General features: G+C 39.2%; 12 protein-coding genes. 5 read left to right on the top strand and 7 right to left on the bottom strand.

Annotated features, from left to right (window positions below; all coding sequences use genetic code 11):
* Positions 1–231 precede the first annotated feature (231 nt).
* The gene (locus tag CXF88_RS20390) at positions 232–894 is read right to left on the bottom strand and encodes a TetR/AcrR family transcriptional regulator (RefSeq protein WP_059747035.1); all 663 of its coding nucleotides are present in this window, start codon (positions 892–894) and stop codon (positions 232–234) included.
* A gap of 117 nt (positions 895–1,011) precedes the next feature.
* Between CXF88_RS20390 and waaA the strand changes: the two genes are divergently transcribed.
* On the top strand, positions 1,012–2,274 hold the full coding sequence (waaA, locus tag CXF88_RS20385) for a lipid IV(A) 3-deoxy-D-manno-octulosonic acid transferase (protein WP_101088607.1): 1,263 nt from the start codon (positions 1,012–1,014) through the stop codon (positions 2,272–2,274).
* A gap of 90 nt (positions 2,275–2,364) precedes the next feature.
* Here waaA and CXF88_RS20380 read toward each other — a convergent pair whose 3' ends face one another.
* Entirely contained in the window at positions 2,365–3,093 is a 729-nt protein-coding gene (locus tag CXF88_RS20380) for a 3-deoxy-D-manno-octulosonic acid kinase (protein ID WP_101088606.1), read from the bottom strand.
* 110 nt (positions 3,094–3,203) lie between these two features.
* Between CXF88_RS20380 and CXF88_RS20375 the strand changes: the two genes are divergently transcribed.
* On the top strand, positions 3,204–4,235 hold the full coding sequence (locus CXF88_RS20375) for a glycosyltransferase family 9 protein (RefSeq protein ID WP_197708479.1): 1,032 nt from the start codon (positions 3,204–3,206) through the stop codon (positions 4,233–4,235).
* Positions 4,236–4,278: 43 nt separating this feature from the next.
* Here the strand turns inward: CXF88_RS20375 and CXF88_RS20370 are convergent, their stop codons facing one another.
* Together CXF88_RS20370 and CXF88_RS20365 are read right to left on the bottom strand one after the other, a co-directional pair.
* The gene (locus CXF88_RS20370) at positions 4,279–5,127 is read right to left on the bottom strand and encodes a glycosyltransferase (RefSeq protein ID WP_101088605.1); all 849 of its coding nucleotides are present in this window, start codon (positions 5,125–5,127) and stop codon (positions 4,279–4,281) included.
* A gap of 41 nt (positions 5,128–5,168) precedes the next feature.
* Entirely contained in the window at positions 5,169–6,284 is a 1,116-nt protein-coding gene (locus tag CXF88_RS20365; protein ID WP_101088604.1) for a glycosyltransferase family 9 protein, read from the bottom strand.
* Positions 6,285–6,502: 218 nt separating this feature from the next.
* On the opposite strand from CXF88_RS20365, the gene CXF88_RS20360 reads away from it, so the two are divergent.
* Both CXF88_RS20360 and CXF88_RS20355 read left to right on the top strand, forming a co-directional pair.
* On the top strand, positions 6,503–7,561 hold the full coding sequence (locus tag CXF88_RS20360; RefSeq protein WP_101088603.1) for a CDP-glycerol glycerophosphotransferase family protein: 1,059 nt from the start codon (positions 6,503–6,505) through the stop codon (positions 7,559–7,561).
* A gap of 8 nt (positions 7,562–7,569) precedes the next feature.
* Positions 7,570–7,962 carry an adenylyltransferase/cytidyltransferase family protein gene (locus tag CXF88_RS20355; RefSeq protein WP_011639339.1) on the top strand — a complete coding sequence of 131 codons (393 nt, stop codon included), beginning with the start codon at positions 7,570–7,572 and terminating at the stop codon, positions 7,960–7,962.
* Between the two features lie 100 nt (positions 7,963–8,062).
* On the opposite strand, the gene rfaD is transcribed toward CXF88_RS20355, so the two are convergent.
* Positions 8,063–9,016, bottom strand: a complete 954-nt coding sequence (gene rfaD / locus CXF88_RS20350; RefSeq protein WP_101088602.1) for an ADP-glyceromanno-heptose 6-epimerase — start codon at positions 9,014–9,016, stop codon at positions 8,063–8,065.
* Positions 9,017–9,072: 56 nt separating this feature from the next.
* Positions 9,073–10,074, bottom strand: a complete 1,002-nt coding sequence (locus tag CXF88_RS20345; protein WP_101088601.1) for a glycosyltransferase family 9 protein — start codon at positions 10,072–10,074, stop codon at positions 9,073–9,075.
* Between the two features lie 503 nt (positions 10,075–10,577).
* Between CXF88_RS20345 and CXF88_RS20340 the strand changes: the two genes are divergently transcribed.
* Positions 10,578–11,339 (top strand): glycosyltransferase family 25 protein, encoded by a 762-nt coding sequence (locus CXF88_RS20340; protein ID WP_101088600.1) that lies wholly within the window; start codon positions 10,578–10,580, stop codon positions 11,337–11,339.
* 301 nt (positions 11,340–11,640) lie between these two features.
* Here CXF88_RS20340 and CXF88_RS20335 read toward each other — a convergent pair whose 3' ends face one another.
* Positions 11,641–13,782 carry a YjbH domain-containing protein gene (locus CXF88_RS20335; protein ID WP_101088689.1) on the bottom strand — a complete coding sequence of 714 codons (2,142 nt, stop codon included), beginning with the start codon at positions 13,780–13,782 and terminating at the stop codon, positions 11,641–11,643.
* Between the last annotated feature and the right edge of the window lie 44 nt (positions 13,783–13,826).

The following is a 13,826-nucleotide window of genomic DNA, read 5'->3' as shown; positions in this document are numbered from 1 at the left end:
CTTTATTTTTGCAGCTCTACAGCGTTTTTTTTAGTCGTCAGACCAACATGAGTTAGATTAGGGGTATCGACTTATTCACATTAAAAAAACTAATCATTAACATGGTTGGTGACTGGATATGAAAGGCGGGTGATAACCCTAAGTTAATCCGCTAATAACTGATTCAATTGTAGTTAGTTATTGGCGGATTGGAAATTCTGTAATCGATGCGAGGTAAACGAAATACTTCGCTTATGTTTGCGCGACGCTATGGCGTTCTTGGCTGGCTATGTCTAAGTAGTGTTGCTCTAAACGACAAAATGTTGCGCTTGAAGTGGGAGTAGAGTAAGCCTGAAAAATCATCAAGACTCTTAATAGTCCATCGTATAGCGTGGCTTTAGTGATGGTTGATGTACTCGATTGAGTTAATTGATAGCTAATCCAGAAACTGACCATCATTTTAATGGTGTCGGCAAGCGCGGTTACTTTATTATCATCGACGTCTAGGAAACCGTCTTTTTTGAGTTTGCGCAGTACATCACTTGAGCGAGTCAGTACTTGTTGTTGAGCATGTAAGTAGCGTTTCTTTAGCGCATCATCACGGCTTAAAATATCGGCTAAGTTGGCATACATAAACCTAAACTGCCATAAGGTATAGAACATGGCATCAAAATAACCCATTAATAATTCAATCGTAATAGGCACATCATCATAAGGCTTAAAGCCTGACTCTAAATGACTTTCATATAGACTGAAAATTGAATTAATAATGTCTTCCTTATTGCGAAAGTGGTAGTACAAATTGCCCGGACTAATGCCTAAATGCGCTGCAATATGGTTGGTGGTAATACTACGCTCACCGTGTTCATTGAATAGTTCTAAGCTGGCAAAAATGATTTTATCGCGGGTTTTCATGTGATTTCCATATTCATTATTGACTTATTGTCGCTCAAATAATTCGTTAAGCCGACTTAATATGAGTATGTTAACATTGTGCTTATCTGACAAGCAAAAATCGATGACCCATCTTACATGAACCGTATTGTTTATTCTTTGTTCCTATATTTGTTGTTTCCGCTGGTGATTCTTTATTTAGCATTTCGTGCCATAAAAAGTGTCGACTATCGTAGCCGTTGGTCTGAACGTTTTGGTTTTGCTAAGTTAACCAAAACGGATGTGTTGATCCACTGTGTGTCGATGGGAGAAACGTTAGCGGCGATTCCGTTGATTAAGCAGCTGATGACTGCGCACCCAGATTATGCTTTTACCGTTACTACAACCAGTCCAACAGGGTCTGCTGAAGTGACTAAATCATTTGGCGATACAGTTCAGCATTGCTATTTACCGTTTGATTTTTCATATGCAATTAAACGATTTTTACGCCAATTACAGCCCAAAGTATGCATTATCATGGAGACCGAGTTGTGGCCAAACTTAGTCCACTTTGCAGAGCAGCAACAAGTGACTCTGATTTTAGCCAATGCACGCTTGTCGCAAAAGTCCGCTGATAAATACGCTAAAAAGCGTCGTTTGGCTGTGCCGATGTTAAACAAACTCAACTTGATTACCGTACAAACTAAAGCTGAAGCCGAACGGTTTATTACCCTAGGAGTGACTCGTCAGCGCATACATGTTTGTGGCAGTTTAAAGTTTGATCTCACTATTGATCCCATCAAAAAACAACAAGCTAATACGCTTCGTGCCAAGTGGGATCGGGTTAATTCACATATTTGGGTTGCAGGGAGTGTTCACCCCGGCGAGTTTGAGGCCATTTTGAGCGCCCATAAACAGCTACTAGCTTGTTTCCCTAATGCATTATTGATTATGGCGCCCCGACATCCTGAGCAATTTAATTTAGCGGCTATTACCATTACCCAATCTGGATTGGTATTAGCTAGACGCAGTATGAATGATGAAGTTAACAGCCAGACTCAAGTGTTACTTGGTGACACTATGGGGGAGCTAGTGATGCTATACGGTACAGCGGATCAGGCATTTGTTGGCGGGACACTGATTAATAATGGTGGTCATAACCCGCTTGAACCTGCTGCCATGGGGCTACCTGTATATGTCGGCCCCAACCATTGGGATTTTGCTGAAATCACCCAGTTACTTGCCGATGCTGGTGCATTAATCTGTATTAGCTCTACAGATGAATTGGCGCAAGAATTACAAAATAAGTTTACCAATAGCCATATGTATCAATCAGCGTCCTTTGCTGGATTAGCAGTCGTTGAGCAAAATCGGGGCGCGCTTTTAAAGCAGTTTACCCTCATTAACGAGCTCATCGTGTAACATTTTTCTGTCAGTCATTTGAACAAAAACGTATAAAAATAGACGCAAGTTAGCGTCTGTTTTTATCACTACCCCATACCAGAGTTAGCTTTAGATTGGGTTGATGCTTTGATAACCGGCAAGTAATTGCTGCCAATGCTGTTGACTAAATTGCAGCGTAGTCAGTTTAGCGTGCTCTTTGTTAAAAGAACGTAGCAAGCGGTCTAAATTGGCCTGTTGCCATGTAGGCTGTGGTGTGCGTAATTCACCTCTATCAAAGTCAATTAAATAGAATTTTCCGTGTGCAAGTAAGATGTTTTTGGCATTTAAATCGGCGTGATATACCCCACGTTGATGAAATTTGGCAATGGTTTCGCCTAGTAAATACCATTGCGATTCTGTCATTGGGTTATGGCTTAAGTAAGCCACTAAATCATTTGCACCAGCAACATGTTCAATAATTATATCGGCTCGATACCATAAACCAAAACGTTCAACATTCGCCGCAATAGGGCGTGGTACCGCAAATCCTTCTTGATACAAAACTTCAAGAATCGCTAACTCTGCTACAGCACGGGTTCGTTGTAGGCCGGTATAGAAGTAGGCATCACGGCTGAATTTTTCCATCATTCCACCGCGCCAATAATGGCGTAACACCCATGTTTGCGGGTTGTCCGAGTTATCGGTTTTGACAAACCATGTGGTGTAACGGCCTTTGGACTGACCCACCACTGCATTTTTTTCTCGCCAACCATCAACCGCGAAGTCTTGCGGTGCTAAGTGTTGGGCAGTGGTTTCACACCATGCAATATGGCCAAGTTGGGTGTTTTTTATTTGCATCTAATTATCAATAGCATTGGTTAGATTGTGGATCGAAATAACATTATACCTTAAGATCACTAACTTGCCTTCACCGCTTTAATTCTTCACTCAAGCATATTGGATAATCAATGAAAGCTGACTTTAGTGCGATACGTTCATTATGTTTACTGCGTTTGTCTGCCATTGGTGATGTTTGCCACGCAGTAGCAATGGTGCAGGCTATTCAAAAACAGTATCCAGACCTGAGTATTACGTGGATTATTGGTAAGGTTGAATATCAATTACTTAAGCATTTGCCTGGGATCCAGTTTGTTATTTTCGACAAGTCCAAGGGCTGGCGTAGCTATGTTCAGTTACGTCGTGATTTACAAGGCCAACGTTTTGATGTGCTGCTACATATGCAAGTTGCACTTCGTGCCACCATAGCCTCATTAATGATCAAGGCGCGAATTCGGGTCGGATTTGATAAGGCCAGAGCCAAAGAAGGCCAGTGGTTGGTGACCAATCATGCGGTTGACCCCTTGGCCACACCGCATGTATTAGATGGTTTTATGGGCTTTGCTAAAGCCATTGGTGTAGAAGACTTAACGCCACGCTGGAATATTCCTGTACCACAAGCCGACACCGACTTTGCCAAACAACTGGTGGGCGATGATAAAGTCATGGTGATTTGCGCAGCAGCCAGTAAGGCCGAACGCAACTGGCTGCCAGAGCGTTACGCTGCCGTTGCTGATTATGCTATTACGCAGGGATTTAGAGTGATGTTGTGCGGCGGCCCAACAGCGTTAGAAAAAAATCTAGCGGATGTGATTCAATCGCATAGCCAACAGCCATTGGACAACCAAGTAGGCAAGACATCTTTGACTCAGCTGCTTGCAGTGTTAAAACAAGCCAAGTTAGTGCTGGCACCTGATACTGGCCCATTGCATATGGCTGTTACTCAAGGTACGCCAGTGATTGGTCTATATGCTCACTCAAACCCTGGACGAACAGGACCTTATCTGTATCGCCAGTACACTGTCAGTGTTTACCCGCAAGTGATAGCCAAGCAATTTGATGCACCTGTTAAGTGGGGCACGCGTGCTAAAGGTGAGCATTTAATGGTGATGATAGAAGTTGATGACGTTAAGGCTCAGTTTGATCAATTCATTAAGCAGTAAAAAAGCTCGCCTTGAAGCGAGCTGTCATTATCTGAATTAGGATTTAATATTTATACTTGCCACGGAATAAACCAAATATCGCACTCAAAAGTGCTACAGGTAACTTTGTTTTTCGATGTTGTTTGAGTATGTACCAATTCCAAGCTTGTTTTTTATACTCAAGAATTTGTTCATTTGTTAATGTATCGTTGAACATATCGCAGAAATCGATAATGTATTTCAATTCTCTCATCGGGATATTTTGGCGGTAACCTCTACCTGAATAATGAATGAAATCTGCTTTTTGATAATCATCATGTCCTAAAAGCTGCATACGATTAAAGTTAGCTTCCACACCTATGCTTTTTATATTATCTCTCCTGATGAGATAGTTAATATAGGTTTGGTCGTAAAATTTAACGTTGTTACAAATGGCCTGCATTTCTTCAATATTGGCTTTATCAAATAGTCCGGTTTCTTTAGATAGCAAAAACATCCCAGAGTTGTAATAAACTATTTTATTGTCTTCTTTTGGCCAGTCGACCTCGCCTAAGATATTATTAATTTGCACCGCTTGGTCACCGCGATCGCGATGAGCCCCTTCGTTGAACATATAAACCGTATCAAGGTCAGAATATAGTTCAAATATATCTCGTGCCCATGGTGTCACGATAATATCTGCGTCTAGATACAGTACTCGATCATATTCTTTGAGTATCTCTGAAATATATAGCTTTTCAGACCATGCCGGGCTGGAGTCAAATTTAGGGTTACTGACATGAATTTTATAATGCAGTTGATCTGAAACGATGACATCAGCCCCAATTCTTTTACCATAAGCTTTAAAGCTGGCAATGGCAGCGCGATACATTGGGTTATCGCCAATAGCGAGTGTAAAAATAGCCTTCTTCATCCGTTCACCTTGCGTATATTTATGTATTGGGTGTTAAGTCTTTAACCGAGAGAGTTCATTTTTTTATATTGTTGGAATACTCGGTCAACGCTGATGTCTTCAATGTGGCCTCTACCTTCTGTTGCATACATGACATGCGATACCTCACTTTCTGGTGGTGCCCAATAAGGCTTTTTCTCACGCATCATTGCTAATAAAGGACGTTGAGCAGCAAAAGCAAAGTGTAATATTGCCGTATCGACTGTTATCACAAAATCGGAGTGTGCAATGAGTGATGGTAGTTCAAAAAAATGTTCGTTAACGGTGAAAACAGCCGTTTGCGTATTTGTTCGAGCCGTAAATTTTTCAGTTTCAATACTAACAGAGTCAAAGTTTTCTTGAGTGACATTAATAATGAAACGTTGGCTAGAATCAATTGCCGATATTTTTTCAATGAGGGAGAATAATTGTGATAATTTCCAATCTTTTTTGTCATTGGTTGATAAGTGATTTAAAAATATGAGTTTCCCTTGTTTTTCTGGGTCACTAAATTTGGAGTTTAACCACGACTGAGTAATGGGTTCAATTGCGTCTGGGGTCTTTAACGTCGGCATTAATTGCTCGGAAGTTAAGGTAAGCCCCAAAACTTCACTAAATATCATATTGTATCTGTCAGTAATGTGGTGCGACTTAGGTAAGTTACTCTCATCTAAAATAAAAGTATGGTCTGAATGGCGAAAAAATATCTTGTTTAACCATCCAAATGAAGCACTTTTAGGGATGCTCGACACGATAAACGCTTTGTCGTTTATGCTGCGAGCGATTTGTGAATATTGTCGACTTTTACTGACAGAATGACAAAAAATAATGTCATATTTACGCAGTTTGGCTTGCTCCACATGGCTTTGCATTGCTAATTTTGAATCAGTGCAGCCGTAAGTGAGCTTAAAGGCGCCCTCTGTATCCATCCATTGTTGCAAAATTTTGCTTCTAGATAAGCGCCAGCTATCACTATTACAACGAATATCATCTAACCATATGTCGATTTCAATATGAGCATATTGCTTTTTTAAAGCGATAAGAAAGGTTTTTAAGTAAAGAAAGTCACCTAACGCAACTGGTGAAATAAACAGTAAGCGTTGACATGTTTGCAATTGCTTTATAGACACTATTGGCATATGAATAGACAGCTTTGTTGATAGTTATACTTGAAATAATACCTTGAAAAGAGGGCTTTTTGAATCAATACCTTGAGAAAAGCGAATAGATGTATTGATTTCATTTGATATCAGATTGGTCGGTTGAGAGGATTAGATGTAAATTGAGGCGTGTTATCATTTATACTAGTGCTCTTTGCAAATTCTGATGCGGAATTATTAATAGGAATTGACTTGCGATGATTTGTTTTGATGTTTTACATCCCTATTATTTACCACAATACTTTCCTGTCGCTGCAGAGCTACAGAAGCGTTCGGTTCCTGTGACATATGTTATCTACAAGAGTGTTGATCAGCAGTCGGTATTGGAAGCGCTTGTAAGTAAGCATCAGCTAAATGTTGTCTGGGTTAATGATGAATCAGAAGCGCTTGAATTTTATTTGTTGAACAAGCCTCAATGGGTTGTGTTCGGTAATGCATTTGCTTCAGCGTCACGATTAAAAGGGATCAGTCAGACCGCTTTGATGCAGCATGGTGTCGGGCCAAAGTCGGTATATTATACTGTTTCAAAAGGCGATATTGAAGTTCGCTTTGTGGAAGGGCAATATCGTTTAAAGCGATTACAGGAGATGTTTCCTGAAAAAGTGTTCATTGATACTGGTTATGCCAAGCTAGATCCAATTATCCAAGGAGATGAACAGGGTTTAGACTTAGCTTCTTTAGGATTAGATACTAATAAAAAAACCTTGTTATATGCGCCGACATTTTACCCAAGCAGCATTGAAGAAATGGCTAAAAATTGGCCATCTCAATTTTCTGAATATAATATATTGCTCAAACCACATTATTTTTCATTGAGTAAATCAAATTATAAAAAACAAAAAGCGCTGCTAACTCACTGGGCTAGTTTCGACAATGTTTATTTAGCGCCTGCTGAAGAAGCAAATTTATTACCTTTTATGGTCTCTGCCGATGTATTAATTAGTGATGCTTCATCTGCCTTATTTGAATTTGCCGCATTAAATAAACCTGTTGTATGGTGTGATTTTTATCACTTACGTTGGTCTTATCGTGGGATTTTTAAATTCAGGTTTAAGAATCGTGTCGATCAAGATTTATACCGCTACGCAGACATTGCTGCGCATGCCAGAACATATAAAGATTTAAAGCAAGTTGTTGATCAACAGATAACACATCCAGAGTTGTTTGCGCCTCAACGGACGCAATATACGGCAGAGCTAGTGGGTGTTGTTGATGGCCTTTGTAGCCAAAGAATTACTGATTATTTATTAGAATAAGGATTTAGATGAACATTATTACATTCGGTACTTTTGACATGTTTCATATTGGTCATTTAAATATTTTAGAAAGAGCGAAAGAGTTAGGCGGTAAGCTGGTTGTTGGGGTGTCATCTGATGCTCTTAATTTTAGTAAAAAACAACGAAACCCTATTTGCGATGAAATCGATCGAATGAGAATTGTCGCGGCTCTATCCTGTGTAGATCAAGTTTTTCTTGAAGAGTCATTAGAGCTTAAAGCAGAGTACATTCAAAAGTATCAAGCTGATTATTTAGTGATGGGGGATGATTGGGAGGGACGTTTTGATCATCTATCTCATCTATGTAAAGTAGTATATTTACCAAGAACCCCTGCGATTTCAACAACAATGTTAATTGAGATCGTTAAAGAAATTAGATAGTTAGTTAATCATTTCTATGAAACAGGAACATGCTATGGATAAAAAACGCCATAGCATGTTCCTGTTAAGCTAGTTTTCGCTTCGTAAGAGCTATAAACCGTTATTGACCAATAAAATGTTGGGTTTTAAGCCAATCTAAATATTCAGGTACAGCTTGCTCAACCGTTTTAAACTCAGCTTGATAACCAGCCGATCTTAATTGAGTTAAATCTGCTTGGGTATAACTTTGATAAGCGCCTTTCAATTTGTCTGGGAAAGGAATGTATTCAATGTGCCCTTTACCATGATAAGCAATCACAGCATTGGCAACATCATTAAAGCTTTGCGCTTGGCCTGTTCCGCAGTTATATATGCCCGATACAGATGGATTCTGCCATAGCCATAAATTGACTTTAACCACATCTTCGACAAACACAAAATCACGAAGTTGCTGACCATTTTCATAACCATCAACACCTTCAAACAAACGACACACGCCATTAGCGTTAATTTGATTGTTAAAGTGGAAAGCCACACTGGCCATGCCGCCTTTGTGTTGTTCACGCGGACCATAGACGTTGAAATAACGTAATCCTGCCACTTGACCAGTGAGTTTTTGCTGTCTTACATACTGATCGAATAAGAACTTAGAGTAAGCGTAGACATTGAGTGGCTTTTCAAGTTCACGTTGCTCAATAAACTTTTCGCTGCCACCATAGACAGATGCAGAAGAAGCATAAATAAATTGGCAGTTATTAGCTTGGCTGTAATGCAATAATGTTTTTGAATACTCGAAGTTATTGGCCATCATAAACTTGCCATCCCACTCGGTGGTCGATGAGCAAGCGCCTTGATGGAAAATGACTTCAAGTTTGTTATCAAAATCGCCCGCTTTGATTTGCTTGATGAAATCATCTTTATCAAGATAATCAGCAATTTCACAATCGGCTAAATTGAACATCTGGGTGCCGTCGGTTAAGTCGTCTACCGCAATAATGTCATTTCGGCCCATGGCATTAAGTTGTTTTACTAAATTACTACCAATAAACCCGGCTGCGCCTGTCACAACTATCATATTTGTATTTCCATTATTGTTGCTCGCGATGAGCTAATTTAACACACTGCGACAATCTAAGATTGTTTGTTCAAAAAGTCGGTTATTTCATTCGATACCTGATCAAAATTGATTAACGCCATATTACGACCCGTTCTTTTTCCTACTGGAGGCGTATAAGCAAATCGTTTGCTTGGTTCAGATAATGTTCCCCATCTAATATGGGGTGTTGAGCGTCTACCGGCGTAAAATCCAACAGTAGGCACATTATGTAAGCCCGCGATATGCAGAGGCCCTGTTGAACCTGCAATAAACATGTCTGCTGCAACCAATGATTCGGAAAAATCAATCAAACGGTCTAACGGCTTAGCCAGCGATATTTTAATTGAGGTATTGGCCAGCAAAGTTTGAATTTCTTTTGCTAGCTCCAGTTCACTTCCGTTAAATGTTAAAATAAAATGACATGGTGATTGAGTCAGTTGATCAACATTTATCATTAACTGAACTAACTTTTCTACAGGTACGCAACCAGAAGAGCCGCCGGTACCTGGATGAATAAAAATTAGCTTTTCGTTGGTTAACTTTTGGTAGTGTTGTTGCCAATATTCTTTGCGATCACTCATATCCCAAAATCTATCAGGTAGTTTAGGGATGGCATAACCGTGATGAGTTAAGAAGTGCTCTACCAGCATACATGCACCTCGCCAGCATCCTTCACTGTTTAAGTATTCGTTGCTTGCTCGATGTTTATATAAATATTGATACCAATTATGTTTAGGTACTAATTTATATGGAATATTGCTTTTGCTAAGCATTTTATAAATTCGAAATTCTGACAATAGTATGATTACAGCATCGTAATTTTGCTTCGCAATTTGCTCAGCAATGTCTGTATCATCTTTTGAGTCGATAATAGTGTTGTCTACATATGGACAGGCTTCAGCAAAGGACTTAACAACCGGTGCGACAAATACATCAATAGTAGCTTCGGGCATTGCTTTTCTGAGTAAATAAAGTGCTGGCCATGTCAGTACAAAATCGCCAATTTTATCGTGTTTGATGACTAAGATTTTTTTCATATGACTGTCTGAAAGATAAAATATTAACTTAATTCCATCAGATGATGGGGCTTATTGTATTGTGACTTTTAACGATTTTCTCAACGACCATGATGATTGGCGCAAGAGCTGTCACAGAGTATATCAACTCAAGACCGTTTGTTCATCGTTTGCATGCGGAATTGTATCAAGGGTTAACAAATATCGGTTGCTATTGTTAACTAATCTAGCCATTGTTATGAATTTTTTGACAACAAGCTAAAGCCAGAATATTAATGATATACTCCCAAACCTCTCACTGTAAAAATGGTGAAATGCATGTGAGTGAAAGGACGCAAAACAACCACGGTTTTCATAAGGGTTGTTTTAAATTTATTCAATGGATTAAATCAAATGTCACTAGTAAAAGTAACCTAACGGTAGCATCAACCATTTTATTCAGCAGATGTCGCCATTACTGAATATTCTAGGGTTAAATATCAGTAGTTGAACATGATTAAATTGGGTGTTTGGGTTAGTAATATATGAAATTTAAAGTTTTTCTCATTAATTTAGATAACAGTACTGAACGATTTACGTTCATGGATGAACAACTAAAACAATTAGGTGTCGAATACCAACGTATTTCCGCCGTTTACGGTAAAGATTTACACGATACCGAGATTGCGAAAGTGTATGATCCGCAAACAAACCTTCAAAAATACGACAAAAAGCTTAATTTGGGTGAAATTGGCTGCTACCTAAGCCATGTCCAATGTTGGCAAATGATTATTGAACAACAGTTAGATTACGCTTTAATTCTTGAGGATGACTCGATCCTAGATCCTGCGTTAATGACGGTGATACAACACATTAATAATCTTTCTGCTGATTGGGATTACATTAAATTGTGTCACGGGCGTAAGCCCAAAGGTATTGTAAAATCGATTGTGCTTGATGAGCGCTTTAGTTTATCCACATGTTTAAAGTTACCAGCTTCAACCCGCGGCCAATGCGTATCATTTGCTGGAGCACAAAAATTATTAGCAACGGCATACCCTATTGCCCGTCCTGTTGATATTGATATTCAATTTTGGTTCGAAAAACAATTACGTTGCTTTGTTGTAAGACCTTTTCCTGTGATTGGAACCGATTTAGACAGTGATATTAATCGACAAGGTAGACGTACTCATGTTGAACGTCATCATTTATTGCGTATTTGGCAAAAAGTGAAGTTCGAGCTGAAATTGTTGAAACATAAACAACATCTGCCATCACTTCCTAGATTCAACAGCAATAAACCATAGTGATTTTACAAGGTAAGTAATCTGAACTTTAGATAATTTACCACCATAATTGTGTTTTATACCGCTAGCCTAGTTGGTTCCATTTAATAGTAATTGATTCACTTCTGAGGAGGATGAATTAATTTGCTTTGTTATCAAGGTTTGGACTCACATGCAGGTTTTTCTGGAATACTGAATTTGAAAAAATGCTTAATTTTTTCTTCATTTCTTATTCTGAGTTCTGGTGAAAGAAGGGTAGTGATTGCTTTTTGTATTTTAATGGGGACGATGTGAAGTTATTCATATCGCCCCTCATTGGCATTTATTTTGTTGTAGAAGGCTTATTTAGCCAAGGTGCTCGGGCATCAGTACCGCCATATAATTCAAATTTACGTCCTAACTTTTGGCCACCATCACGAGTTAATGGCTGCCAAGCAAGATTTCCGCGATTAGTTACTGGCGTAGGTAATATGGCATCAAACGGGATCGAGATATAAAATCCTTTGGTGAAACTACCTTCGCCGAATTGATCAGCAGACAAGTTTGTCTTAGAGGCGAATGCACCCACAATTACCCCACTATCAAATTGCTTAGAAAAATCTACAGTAACACCGCGATCTTCTGCTAAGTACTGACCATAGCTAACCTTAAGTAGTACATCATCGAACCAGCTTGGTTGATAATATACGCTAGCATGACCAGTGAATGTACCTGTTTGGGCACGGTAAAAACGTCCTGAGTCAGGATCAAAGTTTATTTCTTGATCAAAGAACCCGAAAAGATTATCTGGGTCGCGTTGTTTCACGTAGTTTACATCTACCCCAAATGCCCATTCACTGTTCATCGGTCTGTATAGTACTTCGCCACCAACACCACCAAACATCATTTCTAGATAGCCTACATACGCTTGGGCATAGATATTTTCACTGAGTTTATCTAACCAAGTTAGTTGTAGATTATCAACACGAACTGGATTATCTGATACGTATTGTCGGACCAAAGTTCTGACACGTTTTAAGTCAGTACCATCTGGTGGTGTTTCATATTTAAATTGGTCGTAGTTATCAAACAAGTTGATATAAATAGAGCTACTTACTTCTAAATTGTCTGTTAACCAACGGCCTGCAGATCCGTTGATACCTAAGTTAAAGAGGTAAAAATTTTCTGAACCACCAAAAGATTGAGCTAGTTTTGGCGCAAAGCCATAGTTCCATTGGTCAGGCGTTTCCCAATCGGGTTTTTCAGTAGGTAGAGTGGGTTCGATTACTTTAGTGCTATCTTCAATATTTGCATTAATGTAGTTATACTGAACAGCATCTTTAAATTTCTGAGCATCAATATCTGTTTCAGTTGTAGGTAAATGTGCAGTATTTTCAATAATTTTGAAGGTCTTGGCGCTAGGAAACTGATTCACTAAAATACGTCCAGCCTGATTGTGTGCGTATTTTCTGTCACGATATTTTGTTTGAGTTGCTACTACGGTGACTTCATCATTTTTGATGTAAATCTTGGCGCCTTTGTATCCTGCATCATAAGCCAGTCGTTTATTTAATTCTGGTAAATCAACTTTGCGATCGGCTATATCAGGTTTATCTTTAATAGCTTGCTTTGGTGTGTCACGCCAGTTCGATTTTAAGGTATTAAAATTAGTCGCTAAACTAAAGCCTAATGTCCAGGTGTTACCGCGTTCATAACTCAACTTAAAGTCGCCCCAGTTACTCACTTTATACAATAAACCATAGTTTATTGGGCTACTTTGTTTAAGTTCATTACCAGTACGTAAAGCGGCAAAGTCAGACTTATAATCATTACCATCGTACTCAACCTTTATACGTAAAGGATCCCAAGGCGTTTGATATTCTATACCAGCGAAAACTGCACTACAGCCTTTAAACCAACGTTCAAAGTCAACATTGCCGCCTTTGCCTTTGTAGCCGGTATTTCGATTGCAATCGACAGATGACGATTTGTTAGCGTTGGTTAAATTACCGCGGTTACCTATATAACCCCAACCCATACCAATAGTTGCATCGAACGGACCAAATCCTTTGGTCATAGCAATATATTCGCTATCGAATAAGCCGGTACCGCCGATATCTCGTACGCCGATAGACGTTTCAGGTACCCAATAGCTTTCTTCTAGTAAGCGCAGTTTTACGTCGATACCTTTGTCGGTGTAATAAGTATCACCACTAAATTCAGGGTCATTACTGTAAAGCACATCAGGAACTTGAGTGTAACGAATAGTGGTTTCTAACCAAGGGAAAAGTTGGATTGATAATGCACCGTGATAATAATCTTCGTTAAAAGTGGCGTTAACACTAAACTCACCTTCAGCGGCCATTCTACCTGTAGGCATTTGAATCAGACCTACACCGCCAAAGTCATATTGTGAAGGAGTAACTTTCTGTTTAGATAACTCATCACCTAGCGCTTTTTCGGATACAAGTACACTGCTAAACATAAAAGGAATGGCGAAAAGGTAACTAACATTCTGCTTGACATTGC

The organism is Shewanella sp. ALD9, assembly GCF_002836315.1.
GTDB lineage: Bacteria > Pseudomonadota > Gammaproteobacteria > Enterobacterales > Shewanellaceae > Shewanella.
The sequence above is the reverse complement of the archived record's forward strand: the minus strand, read 5'-3'. Positions and strand labels throughout refer to the sequence as shown.

Bases quoted from the DNA above. Each gene is read 5' to 3' on its own strand.
- CXF88_RS20380 (WP_101088606.1), bottom strand. From the start codon at position 3,093: ATGCAAATAAAAAACACCCAACTTGGCCATATTGCATGGTGTGAAACC.
- CXF88_RS20370 (WP_101088605.1), bottom strand. From the start codon at position 5,127: ATGAAGAAGGCTATTTTTACACTCGCTATTGGCGATAACCCAATGTAT.
- CXF88_RS20340 (WP_101088600.1), top strand. From the start codon at position 10,578: ATGAAATTTAAAGTTTTTCTCATTAATTTAGATAACAGTACTGAACGA.
- rfaD (WP_101088602.1), bottom strand. From the start codon at position 9,016: ATGATAGTTGTGACAGGCGCAGCCGGGTTTATTGGTAGTAATTTAGTA.
- CXF88_RS20355 (WP_011639339.1), top strand. From the start codon at position 7,570: ATGAACATTATTACATTCGGTACTTTTGACATGTTTCATATTGGTCAT.
- waaA (WP_101088607.1), top strand. From the start codon at position 1,012: ATGAACCGTATTGTTTATTCTTTGTTCCTATATTTGTTGTTTCCGCTG.
- CXF88_RS20360 (WP_101088603.1), top strand. From the start codon at position 6,503: ATGATTTGTTTTGATGTTTTACATCCCTATTATTTACCACAATACTTT.
- CXF88_RS20390 (WP_059747035.1), bottom strand. From the start codon at position 894: ATGAAAACCCGCGATAAAATCATTTTTGCCAGCTTAGAACTATTCAAT.
- CXF88_RS20345 (WP_101088601.1), bottom strand. From the start codon at position 10,074: ATGAAAAAAATCTTAGTCATCAAACACGATAAAATTGGCGATTTTGTA.
- CXF88_RS20375 (WP_197708479.1), top strand. From the start codon at position 3,204: ATGAAAGCTGACTTTAGTGCGATACGTTCATTATGTTTACTGCGTTTG.
- CXF88_RS20335 (WP_101088689.1), bottom strand. From the start codon at position 13,782: ATGTTTAGCAGTGTACTTGTATCCGAAAAAGCGCTAGGTGATGAGTTA.
- CXF88_RS20365 (WP_101088604.1), bottom strand. From the start codon at position 6,284: ATGCCAATAGTGTCTATAAAGCAATTGCAAACATGTCAACGCTTACTG.